General features: G+C 37.9%; 24 protein-coding genes. 7 read left to right on the forward strand and 17 right to left on the reverse strand.

Translation table 11 applies throughout. The features are described from left to right. Positions 1 to 46: 46 nt before the first annotated feature. Positions 47 to 964 carry a LysR family transcriptional regulator gene (locus tag C9J12_RS24335; protein ID WP_107245069.1) on the reverse strand — a complete coding sequence of 306 codons (918 nt, stop codon included), beginning with the start codon at positions 962 to 964 and terminating at the stop codon, positions 47 to 49. 102 nt (positions 965 to 1,066) lie between these two features. Here C9J12_RS24335 and C9J12_RS24340 point away from each other — a divergent pair, with 102 nt between their 5' ends. Together C9J12_RS24340 and C9J12_RS24345 are read left to right on the forward strand one after the other, a co-directional pair. Next, positions 1,067 to 1,549, forward strand: a complete 483-nt coding sequence (locus C9J12_RS24340) for a DMT family transporter (protein ID WP_107245070.1) — start codon at positions 1,067 to 1,069, stop codon at positions 1,547 to 1,549. After that, positions 1,546 to 2,010 (forward strand): DMT family transporter, encoded by a 465-nt coding sequence (locus C9J12_RS24345; protein WP_107245071.1) that lies wholly within the window; start codon positions 1,546 to 1,548, stop codon positions 2,008 to 2,010. Before C9J12_RS24340 ends, C9J12_RS24345 begins: the two co-directional genes overlap by 4 nt. Positions 2,011 to 2,126: 116 nt before the next feature. On the opposite strand, the gene C9J12_RS24350 is transcribed toward C9J12_RS24345, so the two are convergent. Both C9J12_RS24350 and C9J12_RS24355 read right to left on the reverse strand, forming a co-directional pair. Next, positions 2,127 to 2,594 (reverse strand): CreA family protein, encoded by a 468-nt coding sequence (locus tag C9J12_RS24350; RefSeq protein WP_107245072.1) that lies wholly within the window; start codon positions 2,592 to 2,594, stop codon positions 2,127 to 2,129. Positions 2,595 to 2,688: 94 nt separating this feature from the next. Beyond that, a complete protein-coding gene (locus tag C9J12_RS24355) occupies positions 2,689 to 3,588 on the reverse strand; it encodes an AraC family transcriptional regulator (protein WP_107245073.1) in 900 nt (299 codons plus the stop codon). A gap of 192 nt (positions 3,589 to 3,780) precedes the next feature. On the opposite strand from C9J12_RS24355, the gene C9J12_RS24360 reads away from it, so the two are divergent. Continuing rightward, positions 3,781 to 4,722 (forward strand): DMT family transporter, encoded by a 942-nt coding sequence (locus C9J12_RS24360; protein WP_227876447.1) that lies wholly within the window; start codon positions 3,781 to 3,783, stop codon positions 4,720 to 4,722. A gap of 353 nt (positions 4,723 to 5,075) precedes the next feature. Next, positions 5,076 to 5,405 carry a hypothetical protein gene (locus C9J12_RS24365; RefSeq protein ID WP_107245075.1) on the forward strand — a complete coding sequence of 110 codons (330 nt, stop codon included), beginning with the start codon at positions 5,076 to 5,078 and terminating at the stop codon, positions 5,403 to 5,405. 123 nt (positions 5,406 to 5,528) lie between these two features. Here C9J12_RS24365 and C9J12_RS24370 read toward each other — a convergent pair whose 3' ends face one another. The 6 genes from C9J12_RS24370 to ovoA form a co-directional block, all read right to left on the reverse strand. Further along, positions 5,529 to 6,596 (reverse strand): hypothetical protein, encoded by a 1,068-nt coding sequence (locus tag C9J12_RS24370; protein ID WP_107245076.1) that lies wholly within the window; start codon positions 6,594 to 6,596, stop codon positions 5,529 to 5,531. Positions 6,597 to 6,652: 56 nt separating this feature from the next. Then, positions 6,653 to 7,471 carry a mechanosensitive ion channel family protein gene (locus C9J12_RS24375; protein ID WP_107245077.1) on the reverse strand — a complete coding sequence of 273 codons (819 nt, stop codon included), beginning with the start codon at positions 7,469 to 7,471 and terminating at the stop codon, positions 6,653 to 6,655. 211 nt (positions 7,472 to 7,682) lie between these two features. Next, complete coding sequence (locus C9J12_RS24380) at positions 7,683 to 8,126, reverse strand: META domain-containing protein (protein WP_107245078.1); 444 nt, start codon at positions 8,124 to 8,126, stop codon at positions 7,683 to 7,685. Between the two features lie 68 nt (positions 8,127 to 8,194). After that, positions 8,195 to 8,425 carry a hypothetical protein gene (locus C9J12_RS24385; RefSeq protein ID WP_107245079.1) on the reverse strand — a complete coding sequence of 77 codons (231 nt, stop codon included), beginning with the start codon at positions 8,423 to 8,425 and terminating at the stop codon, positions 8,195 to 8,197. A gap of 237 nt (positions 8,426 to 8,662) precedes the next feature. Next, a complete protein-coding gene (locus C9J12_RS24390) occupies positions 8,663 to 8,971 on the reverse strand; it encodes a cysteine-rich CWC family protein (RefSeq protein WP_107245080.1) in 309 nt (102 codons plus the stop codon). A gap of 139 nt (positions 8,972 to 9,110) precedes the next feature. Beyond that, positions 9,111 to 11,225: a 5-histidylcysteine sulfoxide synthase gene (ovoA, locus tag C9J12_RS24395; protein WP_170111877.1), complete on the reverse strand. Its 2,115-nt coding sequence runs from the start codon at positions 11,223 to 11,225 to the stop codon at positions 9,111 to 9,113. A 266-nt stretch (positions 11,226 to 11,491) separates the two neighbouring features. Between ovoA and C9J12_RS24405 the strand changes: the two genes are divergently transcribed. After that, positions 11,492 to 12,055, forward strand: a complete 564-nt coding sequence (locus C9J12_RS24405; RefSeq protein ID WP_227876450.1) for a hypothetical protein — start codon at positions 11,492 to 11,494, stop codon at positions 12,053 to 12,055. Positions 12,056 to 12,101: 46 nt separating this feature from the next. Here the strand turns inward: C9J12_RS24405 and C9J12_RS24410 are convergent, their stop codons facing one another. Both C9J12_RS24410 and lhgO read right to left on the reverse strand, forming a co-directional pair. After that, positions 12,102 to 12,410: a hypothetical protein gene (locus tag C9J12_RS24410; RefSeq protein ID WP_006229263.1), complete on the reverse strand. Its 309-nt coding sequence runs from the start codon at positions 12,408 to 12,410 to the stop codon at positions 12,102 to 12,104. Between the two features lie 473 nt (positions 12,411 to 12,883). After that, positions 12,884 to 14,077 (reverse strand): L-2-hydroxyglutarate oxidase, encoded by a 1,194-nt coding sequence (lhgO, locus tag C9J12_RS24415; protein ID WP_107245083.1) that lies wholly within the window; start codon positions 14,075 to 14,077, stop codon positions 12,884 to 12,886. A 223-nt stretch (positions 14,078 to 14,300) separates the two neighbouring features. On the opposite strand from lhgO, the gene C9J12_RS24420 reads away from it, so the two are divergent. Continuing rightward, positions 14,301 to 14,798, forward strand: coding sequence for a GNAT family N-acetyltransferase (locus tag C9J12_RS24420; protein ID WP_107245084.1), 498 nt, complete (start codon positions 14,301 to 14,303; stop codon positions 14,796 to 14,798). 59 nt (positions 14,799 to 14,857) lie between these two features. Here C9J12_RS24420 and C9J12_RS24425 read toward each other — a convergent pair whose 3' ends face one another. From C9J12_RS24425 to C9J12_RS24440, 4 genes are all read right to left on the reverse strand, one after another. Further along, complete coding sequence (locus tag C9J12_RS24425) at positions 14,858 to 15,397, reverse strand: GNAT family N-acetyltransferase (protein ID WP_107245085.1); 540 nt, start codon at positions 15,395 to 15,397, stop codon at positions 14,858 to 14,860. A gap of 276 nt (positions 15,398 to 15,673) precedes the next feature. Next, on the reverse strand, positions 15,674 to 16,117 hold the full coding sequence (locus C9J12_RS24430; RefSeq protein ID WP_011220613.1) for an SRPBCC family protein: 444 nt from the start codon (positions 16,115 to 16,117) through the stop codon (positions 15,674 to 15,676). A gap of 1,018 nt (positions 16,118 to 17,135) precedes the next feature. Then, entirely contained in the window at positions 17,136 to 17,714 is a 579-nt protein-coding gene (locus C9J12_RS24435; RefSeq protein ID WP_107245086.1) for a hypothetical protein, read from the reverse strand. Positions 17,715 to 18,120: 406 nt separating this feature from the next. Then, positions 18,121 to 18,879 (reverse strand): substrate-binding periplasmic protein, encoded by a 759-nt coding sequence (locus C9J12_RS24440; RefSeq protein WP_107245087.1) that lies wholly within the window; start codon positions 18,877 to 18,879, stop codon positions 18,121 to 18,123. Positions 18,880 to 18,979: 100 nt separating this feature from the next. Between C9J12_RS24440 and C9J12_RS24445 the strand changes: the two genes are divergently transcribed. Further along, on the forward strand, positions 18,980 to 21,511 hold the full coding sequence (locus tag C9J12_RS24445) for a response regulator (RefSeq protein WP_227876448.1): 2,532 nt from the start codon (positions 18,980 to 18,982) through the stop codon (positions 21,509 to 21,511). A gap of 88 nt (positions 21,512 to 21,599) precedes the next feature. Here the strand turns inward: C9J12_RS24445 and C9J12_RS24450 are convergent, their stop codons facing one another. Further along, positions 21,600 to 21,884 (reverse strand): hypothetical protein, encoded by a 285-nt coding sequence (locus C9J12_RS24450; RefSeq protein ID WP_107245089.1) that lies wholly within the window; start codon positions 21,882 to 21,884, stop codon positions 21,600 to 21,602. A 155-nt stretch (positions 21,885 to 22,039) separates the two neighbouring features. Further along, positions 22,040 to 23,521, reverse strand: coding sequence for an FMN-binding glutamate synthase family protein (locus C9J12_RS24455; RefSeq protein WP_107245090.1), 1,482 nt, complete (start codon positions 23,519 to 23,521; stop codon positions 22,040 to 22,042). Between the last annotated feature and the right edge of the window lie 751 nt (positions 23,522 to 24,272).

A 24,272-nucleotide genomic window follows, 5' to 3' on the forward strand; every position in this document is an offset into this window, starting at 1 on the left:
ATAATCATCAGGCTTTTTTTTAGATGTTCAGCCCCTTCGATGGTTGCTATAAGCTTTGATTTAAATCCCAAGACGCTGACTTTTCATCAATATAAGTTTTTAGGTACGCTAAGAAGATACTTATTTTTGCTGGAATATGTTTTCTCTCTGGCAGCATCGCATAGATGGCATGTTTGGGCAGTTCATATTCAGGTATTAGCGAAATCAAGTTACCTTGTTCGATCGCAGAACCAACAATGAAGGTTGGCATCTGACAAACACCTAATCCAGCCAATAATCCTTCAAATAAAGCATCACTATTATTAACGCTGTAGTTACCTTTTGGCACGACACTAATTGGTCCTTCTGGGCCATTAAAGCGCCATTCAGATCCTGCTTGAAAATAGGAATAGCTTAAACAGTTATGATGAGCAAGATCGAGGGGTGTACTTGGTGTGCCATGTTTTTTAAGGTAATCGGGGGATGCACATAACACGCTATGGCAGGGAGCGATACGCTTAGCTATAAGACTTGAATCAGGTAATTTTCCAATACGTATTGCGATATCGAAACTGCCAGATATTAAATCGACGACCTTGTCATCCATTATCATCTCGACTTTGATCTTCGGATTGTCCTGCAAGAATTTTGGAATCATAGGCGCAATGTGCAAGCGTCCGAATACCATAGGAACATTGAGCCTTAATGTACCTTGCGGCTGCTCTTGCAGCATTGATATCGCATCTTCGCCTTCATTAGCAATTGTCAGGGCATTGCGAGCATAATCGAAATATTTTTCACCAGCTTCAGTTAAGCTTAAACGTCTTGTCGTGCGTTGTAATAGCTGTATGCCAAGCTTGGCTTCGAGCTGGCTTATTCGTTTACTGACTGCAGACTTGGTTACTCCTAACTTTTCTCCCGCTAGAGAAAAACTGCCACATTCTACCACTGCTACAAAGACTGGGATTGCAGAGAAAACATCCATACTGTCAACATATACTCAACTATGATTTTCCAAACGATATATTATCAATAAAATAATAACAATATAAAATGCAGCCATTGTAACTTATGTGGTGAATAACCGATGGCTGTACCTAATTTTAATATTGTTCTTGCTCTTATTGGCGGTGCCTTATTAGCCCTTATGATTAAATTGAATAGCGCTTTAGCCTTTTTTACATCGCCAGTCGCTGCCTCTTGGACTGCACACCTAGTGGGTACCATCATTGCACTTTTATTGATGGCAATAGTAAGTAAAACAATTCAGCCTAAAGCTGTGAATATAAACCAAAGTGTTACTAATGTTTCTGCCCCTTTGTGGAGCTACCTTGGCGGTATTCCTGGTGCTTTAGTCGTGATGTTGGCAGCTGTAACGGTAAATAGTGAATTAGGCTTGGCGGGTACTTTAGTTTTGGGCTTATTAGGTCAAGTCTGTTTTGGCCTGACATGTGATTATTTTGGTTTGTTTGGTGTGATGAAAAAAGAGTTAAAACGCGATCAATTATTTACTATCTTACCTATTCTTGCTGGCAGTTTTTTGATTATATTTTTTAGGGGCACAGTATGATCTGGATGATATTGTTAGCTTTATGCAATGGTCTATTAATTGGTTTTTGCCGAGCCCTTAATGGACGTTTAAGCCAAGATAAAGGACCATTTACGGCATCATTTTACAATCACGCTATTGGGGCTTTACTGCTTACATTTATTGTTATTATATTTAGCGTTGCTTCAATTATTCCACTTACGTTATCCAATGCTTGGTTAGAGGTTTCATCATCAGGCTGGCAGGAAGCTCCATTTTTAACTTATTTAGGCGGTATTATTGGTGCTTTGTATGTGGCAATTAACAGTCATGTTCTTACCCGTATCGGAGCGTTAAAAACGGCTTTATTTGTAATCAGTGGTCAAATGATTACGGGGGTGATATTTGATATTAGTGAGCAGTCTGTGACGGCATCGATAGCACAGGTGCTAGGCGTCGGACTGATTATTATTGGTATTTATCGCTCACAGCATCGGAGCTGATTATACGAATTAGTTTGAAATTGTCTCTTTTTCAACGTCAGTAAACACACTTATGTTTAGTTGAAAAAGAGACAGAATCAAATTTTGGAGTGGGTATATCAATTGTGAATGTTATTTTATGGTTGTACTACAGGCGCTTGGTATGCTTTAGTTCCCCACAAAGGTACCGTCGAAAGGCTGTGTTTAAAGCTACCCTCAGTTTCTTTGGTCGTGTAAGACAAATAGAGCAGGGTTTGATTATTTGCATCGTAGATACGTCTAACCTTCATCGTTTTGAAGAAAATACTTTTAGATTTCTTAAACACGACTTCCCCAGATTTACTCTTGTCGATAGTTGCGATCATCTCTGGTGTTATATCACCTGTTTGACGGCAAGAAATTGAGCTATCACTTGGATCAGAAAGGCTTAAATTGGCTTCAACTGATGCGATGTGACAGGTTATACCTGGAATTTTATCATCATCCAAATTCGAAATTTTTATATCCTTCATGGTGAACATTCCCAAGGATACATCACCAACTTCATTGTCAGAACAACCAACGAGTAGGGTAGCCAGGCCAATTGCGAAGAGGAGCTTCTTCATAAAACAAATCCTTTTAAATAGAGAGCGATATTACATCGATTGTAGGGTATTAACTCTATGAATGAAACGAGCATTTTGAGGTTACTTGGGTATGTTAACGCTGTTGCTGACGATATTTAGCCGGAGTTATTGAAAAAAATGCTTTAAATTGCAGTGTAAAATGGGGCTGTGAAGAAAAGCCACATTGTATGGCGATATCAGCCAGAGGGTGCTGGGTTGTCTTTAATAACATTGCGGCGAGCTGTGTACGTAGTTTGAGTACATATTGATGAGGAGGGGATCCGAATGACTGATGAAACATGCGAGAGAAGTGAAATTCACTTAATTCAGCTATATTCGCTAATTGCTCAATAGTAATCTTTGAATCTAAATGGTCATGAATATATTCATTGATACGCTTTGCGACAATGGGTGACAAGCCACCTGTAATATTGGGTATGTTAACTTGAACATTACAGTGATTTTTTAATAAATGTACGTAAACAATTTGCTGAATGTGCGTAAAAGCGAGAGCGTCTGAACGATCATGCCAGTTCAGCGGTAATAAGGTGTGATGGATTATATTGCTTAAGTAGCTGTCATCAACAAATGTTTGATCCATTAATTCAATATTTCGACCTTCTTTATCGAATGCTTTTTCGAATGTGCTTTGCAGATGGTTATGTCCAAAGTAGAGATGTAAAAACTTAAAGCGAGAGCTAAATCGCCACTGAGATTGATGCTCTGCAGGCATTAAACAGAGCTTATCAGGGGCACCATATAAAGGTTTAGCTTGATTGTATAATCGATGGGTTTTTTCACCACCATCAAGATAAAAACTTAAGGTGTGGTGATCAGGTTTAAAGTAATTTGCCTGACCATTCTCATTGCTCCATATAGCAGCCCCACTGCCATTTGGTAACCATAATTGGTTATGAAGGGTAGCGGTATTGTTTTGTAATGTATTGAAAATAGCGTTATTTTCTGTTTTATTACTGTCACTTTTTCCTATCAATGCAAAACCTTAATGTCGTGATAATCAGTAATTTCGAGGAGTAATGATACAAGTTTCTAACAACTTTTATATATTATGTGTGAATTAACCGCAAGAACATATAATTCCCCGCAGTAACCTGTAATTCATTTTTTCCTTAGCTGTGTATCTTGATTCTGTCGTTACTGTCACGATGTTATTAAGAAGGAATAAATGATGAATTTGATACTGTATTTTTCAACGGTGTTAATTTGGGGCACTACGTGGTTAGCCATTGCCTTTCAAATAGGGGATGCGCCCGTTACTTTGTCTGTTAGCTATCGGTTTGGATTAGCTGCTGTAGTCTTGATGCTGTTATTAGTATTAAAAGGCGTATCACTTAAAATTTCGAAGAAAAATCATTTGTTTGCCTTATCGCTCGGTGGCTTTTTATTTTCGACGAACTTTATCTGTTTTTATTATGCGACCTATTACATTCCCAGTGGCCTTAATGCGGTTATCTTCTCGCTAGCACCATTGTTGAATGCGTTTAATGGTTGGCTTTTTTTACGAAACACACCCGACAAACGTGTTATTCAGGGCGGTATTGTTGGTGTTATTGGCGTCTTGTTATTATTCCTTCCACAAATATTATCAACGGAAACCAATCAACTGGCGATTTTTGGGTTAGTTCTTTCTCTTGCCGGTACTTATTGTTTTTCATGTGGGAATTTTATTTCATCTAAAGCACAGTCACTGTACATGCCTTTGTTACCGACAACGGCTTGGGGGATGGCATATGGTAGTGGATTCTTATTAATACTTACCGTTGCAATGGGCAATGAAATTTTACTGCCAATGGATAAAGATTACTTATTATCATTGTTATACCTTGCCATTTTTGGTTCTGTAATCGGTTTTAATACGTACTTATTACTGGTGGGGCGTATTGGCCCGCAAAAAGCAGCCTACTGCACCGTGTTGTTTCCTATCATCGCGCTAATGCTGTCGACTTGGTTTGAAGGGTACAAGTGGGAGTGGCCTGCAGTACTGGGTGTTGTTATGGTGATTATGGGTAATTTGCGTGTGTTTGGCATAGATAGCCAATGGTTGAATCGATACCGCCTTTTCAGACAACGTTTAGTAGATACATCAAGTTTAAAAAAGCCGACTTGAGAAAGTCGGCAAGAGACGCAGTAAAAAATACATATGCTTACGTCATGTAATTTGCTTAACAAACATTATTACGCGCTAAACCGTCAATATGATCACTTTAGTGTTTAAATTTTAAAGCTTTAAATGATACTCAATCATTTTGCGTGTAAGCCATTGAACTTGAGGGTTATTTTTGCGGTTTTTCATGAAGGTAATTATTCTCTTATTCGTCAATAAGGTGTTTTTTTTAAGAAAATGGTAATTTGAACTTTTATTTAACAAAAAATACACATAGGATAAAGAATACTTTAAGTTAGTTAGGAGGGGTGTTTTTGGGGGAGAATCTTTACACATAAAAAATTCTGGAGGATAAGATGTCGAATATCATAGCTTTTCCAGTAAAAGAGCAGCCAAAAGAATTGTCACCACTAGAAGTAGTTGTTGAACAGGAACTACTCGATATAGGTGCAGACCCAATGATGGCGAGAGTAATAGTAGAGCGCATGGAAAAGTTCTTAGTATTAGCCTCATTTGAGTTTGATATGACCATGTCGGTGTCGAAAGAATGTGTAGATGAAATGCGTGAATCTGTATTTCCAGCCATTACAAAAATGGAGACCAATATTAAAGATGCAATGAGTGAACTAATGACAGAAAGAGTGTTGCACGAAATTCAGTTGTACCGACTTGAGCAACAAGCCTAATCAACCAGCGTCATGTATTCGAAGTTAGTAATACGATCCGCAGTTAAACAGACAAAATATAATGAATAGTTCAATTTGAATGCCGCTGCCATTATCGCAGCGGTTTTTCGTTCATGCTTGTATTTATTGATGCTTCATTGGGGTTGGTTCGTTGCCTGCAGAGTGCTCGCCTATTTGCCATAATTTCTCCGCTTTAGAGCCTATAGCCCAGAAGCTAAGCGCTAAAACAGCAAAAAATATTGCTTTATGCGACGATTCCCAAAAGTATTCAAAATAGCGAGTATAAAAATTAATAAGAAGAAAGGTGATACCAAAACTACGACTTAATGTGTCATTGAATTTAATGCCGACATAAATCGCAACTAAACAAAAAAGAACAGCCAAGATAGACCAATGAAGCAACTCAATTTGTTTAATTTGAGACCAAGCAGCGATATCACCATAATTACCAAAAATAGAAAGCAGCCACAGCGACATAAACAGGTAAAGCAACCCAACAAACCGGGTAGGTTCTTGTAAGCGCTCGTGTTTAGGGTATTTAGGGAACAATAGGCTTAACGCAGTAATTGCTGCACCAACAAAAACAAAGCGCAGAGGGTGGTTCATACCTAAAAAGTAGGCATCCCAATCAGATAAAAAGCTTGTTTCTGTTAACACCCAGACACCAAAAGTGAACAATGCAAATAGCCAAATCAAGATTGATGATAAGCGTAACCCAAGAACCGCATAAATGGATGTTAGCAGTAAAAGCAGTAGGGCATCATGGGTATCACCGTATAAAGATGTTGCACCTAAAAAGCCGACAGAGACTGCTGTCATTAAGACACCAAAGAAAAATGTCGCTTCATTACTGATATTTTTTTCTGGATATTTACGTCGGCGGCGAATACCTACTGCATATAATCCCACAGCTATAATCGCGGTTACTATTGATATTACACCAGCAGGAGCGTCAAAGATCTTGGCGAGTAAGTCTAATAGATAATCATCGGCAAGTAAGACTCCTACCGAGATAATGAGGCATGTAATCGCAATCCAAAACGAATATACAGCCAATAACTTCCAATCAAAGCCGACAATCTGCATGCTTTGTCGTAATGTATTAGCTTGCTCTGTACTGATCGTGAGTTTTTCTTCCCAAGAATCAATAGCATTGTTTAGTATTTGCGCTTTCTTTTTACTTACTTTCATTATCACGGCCTGTTATTAATCCGTTGTAATGTAGCGAAACCCACCTTGAATGTAAATTATGGCCCGTAAACCAGCCTCATAAAATCTGATGTTATGTGTTGCTCTAATTCGGCTGCTTGCTCTGTTGGGCAAAATATTGTGATATGCATTACGCTTTCACCGGTACAATTTGTACCAATATGAATGTGTGGTTCTGCGCCAGGTAAATCAACACCAGCATGTCGTTCAATAACACTGTTGTAGCGTCGTGCAACCTCAATAAATTCTTCGCTATAGTCGTTGATATTGCTGATTAGCTCATCATGGTACGAGAACAAATTACGCTCTTTTGGCCCAACAATCGTGAAGTTATGATAAACGTAGCGTTTCATAAAGTTCATATTTTTGATGGTGTGTGAAAAGAACATGCTATTGGGCAGTGTTAGTGTTTTTCCCGTGTAATCGTAACGGTTATGCGCGATATCAATTTCCTGAATCTTCGTTGATAGCATTGTATGCTCAATCACTTCGCCGCGAAGATCACCGACTTCGATCCAGTCTCCGATTGTAAAGGAGCTAGATGATGCGCGATGTATCGATCCTGTTATACAAAGAATCATTTCTTTAGAGGCAATAACAACGGCCATAGCAATAGCCGTTAAAGACAGTGCGAACTCTTTTATTTCTGAGTTCCAAATACCAAAAATAGTGATAATAATGAGAATCGCAAAACCATTTTTTGTACGAGACATCCATTGGCGTTGTTTTTCACTAATGAAATTGTGATCGCCTCTGATGATTTTTAACACTAATACTCGTAGTAATAATAAAGTCGTGATTATGACTAGGGTTGTAATGATTTTGTGCTCAATGGCGAAAGTTAAGAGTTCAAGCATTGCTGTGCTAAGTGCCTTGTTAATGTTCAGAAAGAGTATGGATGTGTAGAAAAGATGCGCAGTATACGCTTGGATTTCGAACAGTAAAGTGTTTTTGTGATGAAAAATAAACAAAAAATGAAATATGAAAATTACGTCATCTAATTCGGCTGATTAAGCACATTATTGACGTAAAAAATGTAGGGCTAAGTGTACTTTTTGAGTGCAAATATTACTGGTCGTTATCTTCTAAAATATCTTCAGGCATAAAGGTTAAAATATGCTGTTCTGATGTTAGTGTTAACACATCATTTTCTAATGCTATGCTGCTCCATTCCTGCAGAGATACCGTCATTACTGATTCAGTTGTTGCTTGATCATCTTGAATACAAGCCATTTTTGTCGAACTCAGAGTGTCGATTTTAAACTTATTGTCTTTGACTTCCGCTTGTCCAAAAAAGCGATTACAGCCACCAAATCCAGATACCTTAAGGTCAGAATCGATAGCCATATTGGGAATAACTCTTGGCTCCTTTATGGTGATTTCTTTTCCATCGATGTTAGTTAAAACCCAGTTTTGCTGTAGGTTTTTGCTGGAAAAGCCAATTTGTTCACTATCCTCACAACCTGCAAGCAATAATGGTGTAAAGATACTTGCTAGTAACCATTTTCTCATTGTGAGCACCTTTGTTTTATTTATCTCAAATTTTTCAGGTAATGTTATTTTAGCAGCATTATCAATGGCTATTTAAATGGGTTTCGACCGAAGTAGTTGTCTTGACCTTTATGTAAACGAAGTCCGTTATCGTTTTCTTGTGCGTAGGCTTCCATTGCATCGCAGTAACTTTCGTTTTCATTAAAAGCGTCACGTGTAATGTCGATGGTACGTTCAGCAATCTGTCTTTCCTGTAGCGCAATGGTACTGTCACTATAAATAATCTGCTGATTAACAATGAGTCGCTCAAGATTTTTCATGCAAGCTTGTTCGTTCTGCATAACTGTTGTGACGTTATTTGAAGCGTACGAGAAAAATGATAGAGAAAGTGTAACGATAATAAAAAAAACATTAGGCATAAGTGCAGGTAACTAGTCGTTTGATGGGAATATTATATATGTTTGGCTATATATATCAATAGGTTATATATTTGCTGGCCGACTATTACCACAGAAGATCACATTATAAGTAATTAAATACGCTAGACTTTGTGAAAATTAATCTTGAAGAGGTAAGGAGGATAAACACGCTCGACAAACGCAACTTCCAGCTTCTAGGTTTGATGTGTCGCGTTTGGTTAGCTCAAAACACCAACATGTTGATTTTCCTGCGCTGATCTCACAGTAAGCAGGCTTTCCGCATAGGCTGCAGGCATGTGTGGTGCGTAATCCTTTGATCTCATCGATTGTTTTGACATGTTCATCATCAGACATTTGACGCCATTCTCCTACTTCACTCATTGTGCGTAAACAGCCACTGCACACACCATCGTTATTTTTACATTTACCAACACAAGGTGTTTTCACTGTTTAATCCAATCTTGAGTACTAAGAGCGCGTAATGTATCAGAATAAAAGCGCAACCTACAGTCTGTAAGTTGCACTTGTTGCTTGAATTCAGCTGCGATATCCCCAAGTTACCTCAAGATGCTGGATTAAGAGAGCATCAGCGTTTTCGCCAAATTGTCATTTCAGACAAGCTGTGTTGAAATTTGCGTTTTGTTTCTCTAATCACAAAAGGAATTTCTTTTACTGCAATAAGCTCAAATCGGCTGATTAAGTGTTCTGTTAGTCCATCTAAGGTTGTAAAGTTCTCGCCATGTACTTTTGTGCCTCCTAACCAGTTATCTTTATTTGTGTAATCTTCTAACCAAGTATATGGAGAGGTAATCACTAAATAACCACCCGTATTAATGCGATCATAGATCGAAGATAAAAATTGCTTAGGATCACCAAGGCGATCAATCAAATTAGAGGCATAAATAAGATCATAGCCAGTATATTGAGATTTCAAGTTGCAGGCGTCTCCTTGCATAAAGCTGACTTTATCGGCTATTTCGATATAGTTAAGTTCAGCTAACGTTATGCTTTTAAATTCAACTAAATCACCTTCTGTTCGGATGGTATATCGCTTTTCACCTTGTTCAATAAGCGTGCAGGCTTGCTGAATAAAACGAGCAGAAAAATCTAACCCATCAACATGGTCAAATGTTTTGGCGAGTTCAAACGTAGCACGGCCAACAGAACAACCGATATCAAGGGCTTTGCTTCTATGAGTGAGTTGCAGTTCTTGTAAGCATTGCTTCACACCATTAACGCAGAAGTTTTCAACCGAAAAATATTCAGAACCATAGTGAAATTCAAGGTACTGTGAAATAAGTTCATCGGTTTCATATACGTTGATTTGCGCCATCTCTTCTGGTTTTTGGTTTGATTCTACGTAGCGAAACCCTGCATGCTGATAAAAATGTCGGCGGAAAGCATAACGAGACGCTTTAATAGACTCGTTGCCGGTTGAGATCCAAGATCCCCCTTTAATTAAGTTATGTAGGCCATCAAATGTAGGGGTAGAGAAGTCATCATATAAAGGATGAACCTGAAAGCCGTTAAAGCCGTCTATAGGGGTTTCTGTCCATTGCCATACATTACCTATCACATCGTACAGGCCGTTATGTTCAAAGCGATTCACAGGGCAAGAAGATGCAAAGTATTCTAAATGGATATTCCCCGGTGCTTCAGACCAATACGGAGAATCGGTATCGATGTTATCGCGTAATAGATACCATTCGGCTTCAGTCAGCAAGCGAATGTTAGTATTGCTTTGTTCTGCTTTCCAATTGCAAAACGCTTTTGCTTCTAGTTGATTAACTTCAACTGGCCAGTTTAAAGGTAAGGGGATCTCACTTGATAGGTTACGCTGTAACAACTTATTTTCTTCTAATCGCCAAAAACGGGGCATTGTTGCTTTGGTGTAAGCTAACCAACCTTTTCCCTCTTCATTCCAGTATCGTGGTTGTTGATAGCCATCAGCCTTCACAAATTCAAGATACTCCTGATTAGAAACAAGGAATTTAGCGGCTTTAAAGTTATCGATAGTAAAAGATTGTTCACCAAACTCATTATCCCAACCGTATGTTTGGTCATTATCTTGTCTACCTAATAACATGCTTTTCCCTGCAATACTCAACAAACTGTTGTTGGGTGATTCACCATCGTCAAGGCAGGGCATCCAATAATCATGAGGCGTTACATCAGCCAGAGGTAGCTGGCGAATAATGACGGAAGAGGTTTCTAGGTGAATGCGTTCATGCTCAATGCCCATTAAAATGATCCAGGCTGGATCTGATTGAGTGATGGGTAAGGATAGGGGCATCTCATTAATAAATTGGTTGACTAGCGAACACACTTTTTTGCGATAATCTTTAACGGTATCAACCTTTGGCCAGTCATAATGGGCTGCATCAAGATCATCCCACGACATTTCATCTACACCAATGGCGAACATCGATTCAAAGTGGGTGTTTATGCGTGAATCAATGTACTTTCCAAGTTTCAACTTATTGATATAAAAGGTTGCTGTATGCCCAAAGTAAAAAATGAGAGGATGGCGTAATGGCTCTGCCTTTTTGAAATAAGCCTCATCATTATTTACAATTTCGAAGAGTGACTCGTAAAGAGTCCATGTTTGATTGAAGTAGTCTTTTAGCTCCTGTCGTTTATGCTGTTCAGATGTGCCTGTTAATAGAACGGTTTGAGTATTTATTATTGTTTTATTGTGCATGCCTTAGCAAAGCTCCATATCAAGAGATCGTTGTCTTAGAATTGCGTGAACTTCGAATGGTATTTTTATATGCCGATGAGGCTTTCAGGTTGTTATTAAGTCTAGTAAAAATAACCAAATTTGCAGTGCTATCGAAGTCACTGCGAACTATTTGTTTTCAGAACGGTAATTACGCAACTGGAAATGAAAAAGAAGAGTATTTTTTTGCCATACTTAATGTACAACTTAGCCAATGAAGCAAGTGATAAAGGATGAGCGATTTGAAAATGGCGTGGCGAATACCAACATGGATTTTGGTTGGTATTGGTTTATTACTCAATATAGTCTCAGCCGTGATGACCAACTTTTACATTGATGATTCCACACGACAAATAAATAGTCAGATTCAACAGCAAGCAAGTAATGCCAAATTAATTACATTAATTTGGCAACAAGTTGAAACGGTAGAACGTAAAAAAGAACATATTTTAGAACTTCTTGCAAATAGTGAATATATGAGTAAGCCATTAATCCCAGAAATTAAAAATCAAGTAGTGAAAGACCTAAGCTATTGGTTAGGTGAAGATGTTGCATCATTATCTATTACAGAACTGCCTAATTTGATGGGCAAGATAAATAATGTTCAATTTGAGCAAAGAGAAAAAATAAATCAGCTGTATCTAGATAACTTGGAGTTGATTGATAGTTATACTAGTGAGATGGAATATATATCACAGCTTAGAAGTTTGGCGTTGTTTTTGCAGGTAATTGGGCTTGGGCTCGTTTTATCCAGAGATTTAAATCGTCGTGATTATGATAAAAAAAACCATGGTAAATTTACCGACAAATAAAATAAAAGCCCCGAATTAATCAGGGCTTAAAAAACTTTATGACCACTTACTTATTTGTAGAGTGGAAGGCGAAACGTGATGATTTTTTACCAGTTTCTGTGGTTGCTTTGTATTTTACTGAACGTGAATTTTCTAATGTTAATGGAATAAATACACGACCATTTTCATCTGTTTGGTAGCTTTGTTTTTGTTGAGGCACGTTGGCTACAGATACTGAAGCATTAGCAGCTGGAGCGCCATTTTCAGTTACGGTGATCCACGCACCATTGTGTGTATCTGCGACTCGAATATCTGCTAATACGGAAGTAGACATTAAAATCACTGCTGTTGCTGTAATTACTTTCAAGCTAGACATAATCCTCACCTCATCGTTTGGCTATATTGCCATTTTTATAAGAGTTTGTATTCACATCACCTTATAAGACCTGTCCTTCATAAAAAATATTTCAAAATAATAATAATAAATCTAAATTTCTATTATTACAGTATGTTAGGTTGCAATGATAAAACTGAGTTCTCATGTTAGTGAAAGTAAACCTTCTGTTTATTTCCTTATATAGCCAAGTATCAAGGCTTATATGTCTTTGGTTTGTTACTTCACTACTGATATCAGTATAGTACCTAGCAATAATTGTACGGAGGTTTTTCAAGTTGGATCAGTTTTAATGATTAAATTTTTATTTAATACTTGATTTCTTAAATATGATTCAATATATCAAAATGTTCTATCTGTATTGGCGTTATTGTTTTTAAATATTAGCCTTGTTGAAGGTTCGTCTTATAAAATAAAGAAATAAAGATGGTTTTTTATAAGACGAAATATGAATCTTAGCTAGCATTCAATTGTTCAACAATATAATCCGCGATAGGGAAGCATGAAGTTGCAGCAGGTGAAGGAGCATTACAGACAATTAAACAATGTTTAGTACGATGAAATAGAAAATCGTCTATTAACTCACCTTCTTGGTTAACCGCCTGAGCACGAATACCTGAAGGGTAGGGAAGTAAATCATCGCGACGAAGTGTCGGGCAATATTTTTGAATAAGTTGTAGATATCCAGATTTCCACACACTATTTTTCAATTCGATCAACGCAGAGTAAAAGTGTTGGCGAATGACTTTACGAAACCCTGGATAGGTAATCATTTCAGCACAGTCTTTTAGGTGAATATGATGCTTGTCGTAGTGTTCACGAGAGAAGTTAATAACAGCATTAGGCCCAACAGTTACGCTACCATCAATCATTCGTGTTAAATGTACGCCAAGAAAGGGTAACTCAGGATCGGGTATTGGATAGATTAGGTGGTGAATTAAATTATTATGCTGTTTAGGTAATTGATAATAATCTCCTCTGAATGGCACAATTTGGAAATTTGGCTCATCACCCAGCATTCGAACCAGCCTATCTGCTGTTAATCCACCACAAGCGATCAGAGAGTTAGCATGGAAGGTCGTGTTACTTGTTATCACTGTTACACCAGTCTCAGACTCATCTAGGTAGGTAACCTGATGATCGAAGAGCACTTGTCCGCCTGCTTGTTCAATAAGCTCGACAAGTTTTACACAAATTTCTTTATAACTCACAATACCAGTGGTTGGCACATAAATGGCTGCTAGTCCTTCGATATTAGGCTCACGCTCTCTTAATGATTGCTTATCAAGAACTTCAAATTGAATGCCGTTTAATCTTGCGCGTTCACCAAGGGCTTCCATTCTCTCTAATTCAGCATCGGATGTTGCAACAAGTAGTTTTCCGCATTCATCAAAGGGAATTTGGTACTTTTCACAAAATTGTTTTATTTCAATATTACCACGGCAACAAAATTGAGATTTTAAAGTACCGGGTGTGTAGTAAATGCCCGCATGTATCACACCACTATTGTGACCTGTTTGGTGATAAGCCGGCGTCATCTCTTTTTCGACCACAATGATTTGACTCTCGGGGTAGCGTTTTTGCAGTTCCCACGCGGTGCTTAGCCCGATAATTCCTGCACCAATGATCAAATAATCACAATGAACCATGCAAAGTCCTTTTAGCATATTGAAATGGGTTTATACCATGTTAAAAGAAGCGGATGGGTATAACTGTGTGCTGAGCTAAAAATAAGAGATAAATGTTTACCACAAAGGCATATTTAGTGAGTCGTGGTCAGTAAGTTATCTTTGATATAGATATTTGTTTTTATTGCTTAAATGCCATGTTAATGCGATTTTAAAAGAAACTAAATTGAATAGGGAGTAAGGGATGGAAGTGATTATTCGACATCTAGAATCGAAAGATATTGAGCAAGTTAAAAATCTGTACGCAGGAAAGAATGCTTATAGTGGAACACTTCAATTACCGCTGCCTTCGCTAGATGCATGGAATAAGCGCCTAAGTGACTTACCTGCGGGTGTGCATTCATTGGTTGCCGAGAAAGAAGGCGTCATAGTGGGACAGCTAGGCTTTGAAGTTTGTCAGAATGCGAGACGTAGGCATGTTGCTTCATTTGGTATGGCTGTACATGATGATTACCAAAAACAAGGAATAGGCAGCCAATTGCTTAGTGAGATTATCGATCTTGCTGAAAATTGGCTTAATGTGCAGCGTATTGAACTGACAGTTTATACTGACAATCACTCTGCTATCGCATTATATGAAAAGCATGGTTTCGTGATAGAAGGCGAATCAGTTAATTATGCATTTCGTAATGGGTGCTACGTTAACGTGTATCAAATGGCAAGAGTCAAAAAGCAGCGGTAGAGACTTGCTCTGTAGTCGTTCACTGATAATGAAGAATCTTATGCAGTTTAGCTCGCACATTACGCTTCTATGAGTACGCCTAACTCATAGTATTCGACATTTTCAGTAATCATATTGACGCGGGCAGCATCGTTTTTGGTCGTTATATGGCGCATGCCTATTTTTTGCATGACTTTACCTGGGGCTGAATCACGACTGAGGTGGCGCGCATAAAGCAGCTGAAGATTTAGTCGTCTAAAGCCAAACTCGACAATGCGTGCAGATGCCTCAGTACAATAGCCTTTGCCCCAATAGGGCACTCCAATCCAAAATCCTAATTGTGCAGTTTCACCTTCTATATTATGTAGGCCTATGCAGCCAACGAGTTGGTTGTTAGATTTAAGTGTGATCGCAAAAATTGCAGACTTTTGGCTTTGCCACCCAGCAATGTTTTTACCAATCCATTGCCCTGCGACACCATCATCATAGGGGTGAGGAACGTTGATCGTACCATTCGCTATATTAGGGTCGCCTGCAAATTGTTGAATTTTTGGCGCATCTGATAGTTCTAAAGGGCGTAAAACCAATCTTTCAGTTGTAAGTAGAGGCTGCTGTCTCATGTATCACTATCCTGAGTAATTGTAATCTGCTGTATTTATTAGACCTGTTTCATATTTGAGGCGATAGCGAGTAGATCAATATTCTGTTCGATATTTATTCAATAACAACCATTTTCCAGCATCAGATAACATAATAGACAAGGAGTTTGGAGGGATAATAGTGAGTGACGGCAAGTAGTGAACACTCAATGAACAGTGCAGGAAGAAAAAAGCAAGTTCGTGCTTGAGTCAAACTTGCTGATTAGGAGGGTATGTTGAAAGAGCAACAGACCATAATCAACGCTTCCATTCGGATTCACCCAGTTGAGCAATTGTCGACAATGCTTTTCGTACATCTTTTTCAATAAGGTACTTAATAAGCCAGCCTGTACCGCTTATCTTTGGAGAGAACTTAATACGATAGTGGATAAGGCTTTGAGTCGCATTGATGCTTTGAAAGCGAATCCAACTACCGTGTTCTTTCATTGGACCTCCGTTTATGATTTTGTAATGGAGGTGTTCATTCTCTTTGTAATCGATAATCTGTTCTTGGAACCTAAAAGGACCTGTGGTCACTTCTCTGACAGCACCAATTCCGTTGGTGTCTGGCTTTCCTTGTCTAACTAAAGAAAAATCAGCATAAAAAAAACGGCCCAATTTTTCATGATCAGAGAGTAGGTGAAATAGAATTTTTTTTGGCACATTAGCGGTCTGTTCTAATGTGATGGTATGAATTCCCATTTTCCTGACCTCTCAGCAAAATACAACAATATGTTAACAAGTTGTGAGGTGGTGTCAAGTTTTAGCATTATCTCTTAGTTGGTAATTTTTTGTTATCAATCATTAAATTAGTGAAAAAAATATCATTTGTTGTGATTGTTTTTATTAGAACTTAACCAGCTTTTGGTGTTGTTCACACACAAGAATTAGCCGTGGGTAAAAGAATTTAGGCGCGAAAAAATTCAAATCAAGATATTCATTGGTAAGCAAGGTGTTAAGCACAATAGTAAACTTCATGTTACGGTATTAGTGCACTTAATCGTGATATTTATCTCAAAATATATTCAATAGATGCTTGTAAAAAACTAAAAACCCTCTTATATTAGTTCTGAAGATATAAATCGTATGGTGAAAAATATAGAAAGCTTGGTTAACCTTACTCCATTCAAATAAGGTAACTTCTGAACATAGCCCCCACGAAAATATCTCATTGTCCATTTATTCCTAGACATAATGAAAAATAGACAACGAATTGTTGTTGATTTTGTTTTTGTCAATTAAATAGGGATTCAAGGGCCGTTTACTTTTATCTGGCTTGTAATATGTTCGTCATAATTCGCTGGGTATAGTAGAACAAATAGAGAGTGAGAACGGTATTAAATTATAAGTAATATCAAGCTTACTCATTGTTGATAATGAGAGGTATATAATGAAAACTCAAAATCGTCGTAAGTGGTTTTACTACAAAAATCAAACGACTAAAACACAAGTTAAGTAATAAAGTACGCATTCGAGCGTAAGGTTGGCTTATTACCAATCAACTGAAAGTTGTGCCCCGATAGCTTTCAGTACCCGAGTAGCCAGAGGCAATAAGATTAAGTAATCATGTTTCTGGCTAACTAAAACCTTCCAATCTATTATTTTTAAATCGAGCTAAACGCCTTATTTAAATATAATTTATCGTGATATTAAATCCCCCAAGGTAAAGCAATCGTTCGCTATTCTGTTTGATGTTTATTATTTATAAGACTGAATATGATTATTGGTAGATATTACCGCGAATAGTCGCTTTCTCCGGAATAGATTGCACCGGCGCCCCCCCTAAATAAACATTACCTTCTACAACGAGGAAAGTGGAAAGTTCTTTTATTGCTGTATTTGCAAGGTATAAATTGCCACCGACATACAAATAGGGAGGGAGTGTGGTCAATTGGGTACCCATTAAGCTTAAATCACTTTTTACCTGTAACCCGTTTGTGAGGTAGGTAATTTTCGAATGAGCAAGATTTATATGTCCACCTACATTCAAAATTCTTGGTAGTTCGGTAACGTCGCTATAAGCTAAATTTAGACTACCTGTAACAGTCAATTTTTTTGGCAAACGTTGAATACGACTATTTTCTAAATCAAGGTTGCCAGTTACAAGCATTGGATCTGGCAGAGTAAGGTTTTTTGCATTTCTTAAAGACACATTCCCATAAGAGTCGGTGTAGTTGAGTAACTTTAATTCTGAGATATACTGATTAGCATAAGCGACATGTGTTGTTTGAAGGATTAGTAATAAAAATAGTGCTTTACACTTTATTTTCAATGGATTAGATAAAAAAAATTTTGCCATTATTTCTTTGTTCCCCTCCGAAACAGCGTACTGACCATGATTTCATATCGAGATATTGAGCCATAATGCCTTACTCAAGTATATACCCAAGTTACCTCAAGATGCTCGTTTCAGCGAGAATTGGTTGAGCTCTAGGCAAGGCACTTATTTATAGACCTAGTCGTTCTACGTTGAAAATAAGTAACACTGCATAGAGCCCAACAAAACTCGCCCTTCGGGAGTGATTCAGCGTATCTACTTCCGTGTCAAATGTGCTTGAAAGGGAAAGCCATTCCTACACACATTTTCCTTGAATTAAACACGCTGAGATCACTCTGAATCCTGCATCTTGAGGTAGCTTGGGTATACTGTCAATTAAAAAACCTCAGCAATTATACTGAGGTTTGGGAGGTTTTTGTCTTAGACACTAGATATAGTTATGAATTATATCGTCGAGTTTACCTGTGCTTTTTAATGTTTTAAGGCGTTCATTGATAAAGGCTTGTATATCTGCATCCATTTTTGGATCAAAGGCGAGGTAAATTGGATAGTCTGGAATCACACTGCTGAAGGATTGCACTCGATAGGCGTCGGTGTTTAATTTTTGTTGGCTGAGGTTGTATTTAATACGTGATTGCATTTCAACAAAAGCCGTCTCTCCTGGTAGTTTTTTTATGACACGAAATGCTGCTTTGTAGTCTTTAACTCTCAATTCCTCGACGTTGCCATTGTCAAAGTAAGGAACAAGTTGAGGGTAGTTAAAACCATGAAGAAGAACGATAACTTTCTCATCCATATCTTTCATCGAGTTGAAGTCAAACGTGTTATTCATACTTGTAACGAGTGAATGCTTAACATTATAAATAGGCATCTCCGATAGGTTTTCGGCTTGAACGCCTCCCCAATTAGGACTGCCATAGGTTATCCAATTCGCTTCGCCACCTTGTTCTAATAAAGATATCATTCGGTTAAAAGGGTAAACATGGTAATCGATATCGTATTTACTGCCGTTAAATACCGCTTTTACAATATCTGTCACTATTCCTTTGTGTGTTTTATCTGGTGATTCAATTTGGAACGGAGTGGCTTGTTTTGCGATAACGTAATAATTAATTGTCTCAGATGATGCTTGAAAACTGGCACAACTTAACATTATTGCGGTTGATATAGAAAAAAGTCCTTTCATTTTACATCCTTATCTTAACTATCCCTGTGAAGTGGCTATTATTATGGTAGTAGAATAACAATAAGATGCGAGTTTAAGGATGAATGAGACGTATCGCAATATGTACAAAAAGAAAAAAATCGGATTAGCAAAGCAGCTTCTGTTTTTTATCTTACTTATGAGTACAGTGTTCACCTTAATTATTACAGGGCTGAATTTATACCGTGATTATAAGGAAGATTTAGCGAGTATCGATGAACGAATGACACAAATTGAAGGCAGCTTTTTATCAAGCCTTACCGCGAGTTTGTGGGTGGAGGATCGTGAACTATTACTGACGCAGGCTGAAGGTATAATGCATTTGCCTAGCATTCATTATCTATCGATTATAGATTCTGACGGTACTGTTGTTCAGTTAGGCAGCGAATTACAGGAATATAAACACGAAAAAGTGTGGGAGATGCAACATACTGTTGGCAAAAGGCAGTACACGTTAGCTACGCTTACGGTTCAATCTGATCTGTACACTGTTTATCAAGGGTTGTTTGATAAGTTTATTTTTCTATTGGTTTCTCAAACGATCAAAATCTTCTTGTTCGCTATTTTCATCTTGTATTTTGCTTATCGTATCGTTGTACGGCCACTTACGTTGATGTCTTTGGCTGTCAGTAATTTTGATGATGATAAAGTACCACAGCGTATTAATTTAGAAGGCAGGCGTTTTGATGATGAAATATCGACGCTAACTGAAACATATAATAGTTCTGTTAACCGAATAAGAGATCATTACGAAGAACTTGAATTAGCAAGAGAGGAAGCTGAAGAAGCTAACCGTAAGAAAAGTGAGTTCTTGGCAAACATGAGCCACGAAATTAGAACACCAATGAATGGGATTATTGGCTTATCATCTTTATTGCAAGAGATGGACATGCCAAAAGACCAAAAAGAATATATCCAGATGTTAAATATATCGTCTCTTTCATTACTTGATTTGATCAATGACATTCTCGATTTCTCTAAAATTGAAGCAGGGCGTTTAGAGTTAGAACATACATCGCTGAATTTGTTTGAATTGAATAAAGAAGTGGAATCTATATTCTTAGTAAAAGCGTCAGAAAAAAGTATTGCCTTCCAATGCTCTATTGATAAACGTATACCACCAATGTTGCTTGGTGATGCAACTCAACTTCGACAAGTGCTGAATAATTTAGTGAGTAATGCCATTAAATTTACCCATACAGGCTATGTTCACCTTCATACTCAATTAGAAACAGATACGGATACTGAAACAACAATACGATTTGAAGTAATAGACAGTGGTATTGGTGTTTCAGCAGATAAGCATGAAGCTGTGTTTGATAAGTTTCAACAAGCTGATGGTAGTACTACGCGTAAATACGGTGGTACAGGGTTAGGTTTATCGATTTGTCGTCAAATAGTTCATTTGATGGGGGGAGAGATAAAGATAAGCAGTGAAGTAGATAAGGGTAGCACCTTTTACTTTACGATAACGTTTGAAAAAAATGTATTAGTGTCGGCTTCGTTGGAAGACAGTAAAGCACTATCGGAGATATCCGTTTTACTGGTCGATGATAGTATGCTGAATATGCGGATCACTTCTGCTCAGTTAAACAATTTCGGCGCTAAATCGACCTGTTGTGACGATGCGACACAAACAATCGATATTGTTAAGCAAGCTATTGCGAATCAAAGCCCGTTTGATTTAGTTATCATTGATAAAATTATGCCACACCTTGATGGTTTTGAACTGGCACAATTACTGACTAAAGAATTGGGTCTGGATTGTCCTCGCATGATGATGATTTCTGCTGGCCCTCAGATGGGCGATGATCTAAAGGCGAAACAAGCTGGCATTTTAGCGTGTTTATCGAGACCGTATAAAGAAAGCAATCTAAAGTGGACGGTTAAGCGCGTTATTATGATGACTTCAGATGAAGTCATTGCGATTCCTCTAAATTGTAAACGGAGTCTAAACGGTACAGAGGCATCTCAGGCGTTAAGCAATGCAACATCACCAGTCATGACACCTGAAATGACAACACCTGAAAATTTTTTACAATCAGTACACCATGCCAACATGCCTCAAGCGAGTGAAATTAATTTCTTACCGAAGTCGAATGCCGAGGTCAAAAAAGCAAGCTCACCTGAAGAATCTGGTGTAATAACAAATGATTCAACTGCTGCTTTAACCCGTGAATTGGACCCTGAAGCATCAACACCAAGAGCGAAAGTTTTGGTGGTTGAAGATGCTGTTGTGAACCAAAAAGTGGCAAAAATGATGCTTGAAAAGTTGGGTGTTGAAGTCATGATTGCAAGTAACGGTCAAATTGGTGTCGATATGTATCAAAAACATGATTTTGATATGATATTTATGGATTGTCAGATGCCAGTTCTTGATGGTTTTGGGGCGACAAAAGCAATACGAAATCTTGAACAAAATGCATCACGCATTCCTATTATTGCTTTAACGGCAAATGTTGTTAAAGAAGAAAAGGATAAATGCTATGAAGCAGGAATGGATGACTTTGTGTCTAAACCGGTAAGCAAAAAAGTATTATCAGCGGTGCTGGAGAAACATTTGGCTATAGTTCTTTTAGCGAAAAAAGAAAACGCCATAAAGAAAAATACCTAGTTAAGCGAATGTATTCGCGATTGTCATAAAGACGAGGTCAATGTTGCCTCATCTTTTTTTTGAACATTAAACGTTTCTTTGGCCCGTTTTATGCCGTGTGTTCACGTTTATACAAATTCACGATGATAGTTAGTGTATTAGCTTGGGTATCTTCAGATATATCTTTAATTGAATAGTAATCGATGGTTTTATGCGCAAGATATCTATCCACTAAGCTGGTTAGGCTATCGTTAATATCGCCCGTTATTTGGATGGTTTCAATTAACGCTAATTGTCCATATTGAGCTTCTGATTGAGGTATCAATTCTGGCGCGGCTAACGTGGATAACGACGCGGTTATAAGTGTAAGGGATAGAGCTGCGCGCTTGATCATTTTGGGTCTCTTGGAACGTGTATGGTCATAAATTATAACGACTCCGATTTGAGTCAACTTAAGTCTGGCATGCTGGTGTTTTGATTTGTCAGCGTTAAGTCAAATTCAAATTCAAATTCAAATAAGATAGCGGTGTCTGCCTATACACATAATGGTTAATGGTGATTTTCATAGAGTTTATCTAGGGCAACAGATAAGCCATTTTCAGTCACAATACGAATATGGCTTTTATTGATGTCTCGTGCGTTAGTGACGCCACAAGAGTGAGCTAAAAGCCCTATACCATAATGAATATATTTATTATAATTTGCGACTCTCTGGGTTTTATCTTGAACATTAAGACCTTGTTGTAAGCGTTTATTGTGCGTTGTAATACCCGTAGGGCATGTGTCTTTGTTACATTGAAGTGCTTGAATACAGCCTAACGCAAACATATGTCCACGAGCTGAAACAACAAAATCCGCACCCAATGCAATTGCCCAAGCAACTTTTGAAGGGGTAATCAATTTACCAGAAGCAATGACTTTGATTTGTTCTTTTAAGTTATGTTTTTTCAAACGTTCCACGACCAGTGGTAAGCTTTCTTTTAAGGGTAATCCAACGTAATCCATTAAAGGTTGTGGTGCTGCACCTGTGCCGCCATCGGCACTATCTATTGTAATAAAATCAGGCGCGCTATCTTTACCACGTTGCTCTATTTCATTTAATAGGTCATCAAACCAATCAATCGAGCCTATAACAGCTTTAAAACCAACAGGTTTCCCCGTCGTTTGTCGAATGAATGCAATCATGTCGAGTAGATCACCTGCACTCCTAATTTCTTTGTGTCCATTAGGGCTTATCGAGTCATGTCCTTCTGGTATTCCTCTTATTTTTGCTATTTCGGCCGTCACTTTTCTACCTGGTAATATTCCGCCTTTTCCCGGCTTCGCACCTTGACTCATTTTGATTTCAAACATTTTTACTTCAGGGTGGGCTGCGATGTTTCTTAGCTTTTCTTCACTTAAATTTCCGTCTTCACCTCGTACACCATATTTAGCAGTACCTATTTGAAATACGAGATCAGCTTTACCTTCTAGGTGGTAAGGGCTTAAACCGCCTTCACCTGTATTCATCCAACAACCAGCAAGATGTGCCCCGTGTGATAAGGCTTGTACGGCAGGTTTTGATATCGCACCGAAACTCATTCCAGAAATATTAAAGATGGAACTGGTTGTATAAGGGAGTTGGCAATTTTCACCGATTGTAATCGGCGAGGGGGCAACCGCATCTTCTTCTAGGGTAGGAAATGCACAATTCATGAACATGATTGTACCCGCTGTATCTAGGTTACGTGTTGAGCCAAAAGCGATTGTTCTATCGACGTTTTTTGCTGCTTTATAAACCCAGCTTCGTTCTGCTCGGTTAAAGGGCATTTCTTCTCTGTCCATTGCGAAGAAGTACTGACGAAAGAATTCACCTTGTTTTTCTAAAATATAGCGGAAACGGCCTATTACCGGATAATTGTGGCGAATGGCATGTTTATTCTGTTTAATATCAGAAAAGTAGAAGTAAATAACTAATAAAGCACCACTCCCAATCGTTAATATGAATAAACCAGATAAAAGATTAATACCAAATAGAATAATGTCGCTCATAAATTGCTCCGTAATATCCCTATCGCATGCATAAACTCATGCTATATGGGTAGATATCTAATAACGTTAGTAGATAAGAAAGGAGCATGGCAGAAAAATTTCATGAATATAAAGCTCCACTTTTATTAAAAGTAGCCAACAACGTTAATACCTAATCTGCTGAAAGAATGCTGAGGGTTTGTACACTACATCTTCACACATTAGCGTCAAATACCGATTCTTGTTTTTAATGAAAGCCATTATGTTACGTATTTATAATTAATTTTTACTTTTTTTTTATGTGAAATATTCTTTTTAGGTATGACGAGCTGGTGGTTGTAAATCAACCATAAATGGAATGAATACGTAATAAAGTGAAGGTTGTTGCGACTTTGTTGCATTGAATCCTCCTGTGATGTCTAAATATAATGATATTTATTCGCGATAGAAAAAAACATAGCTAACACTTAAAGGGCGTTAATTGTACAGCTGGTGTGTTTGTTAACTCGCTGTCAATTAAGGGGTATTTAATTACCTAAACAAAACAATTAGAAATGCAGTTGTGTTTTGAAGGTAAGAAAGCTCTTTTTTTACGTAAAAAGCTGAAGAAACATGCATGAAAAAGAAGGCAACTCGAATTTATATTTTTTTTGACCATAACGTGGAGAGATAACAATGCAAAAGGGATTGAACCTGAGCAAAATAGCTTGTGCTATTACAGGTATGTTGATGGCAGGAATCGCCTCTACCGCTTACGCAGCGCCAACGCATG

Source organism: Photobacterium frigidiphilum (assembly GCF_003025615.1).
Taxonomy (GTDB): Bacteria; Pseudomonadota; Gammaproteobacteria; order Enterobacterales; family Vibrionaceae; genus Photobacterium; species Photobacterium frigidiphilum.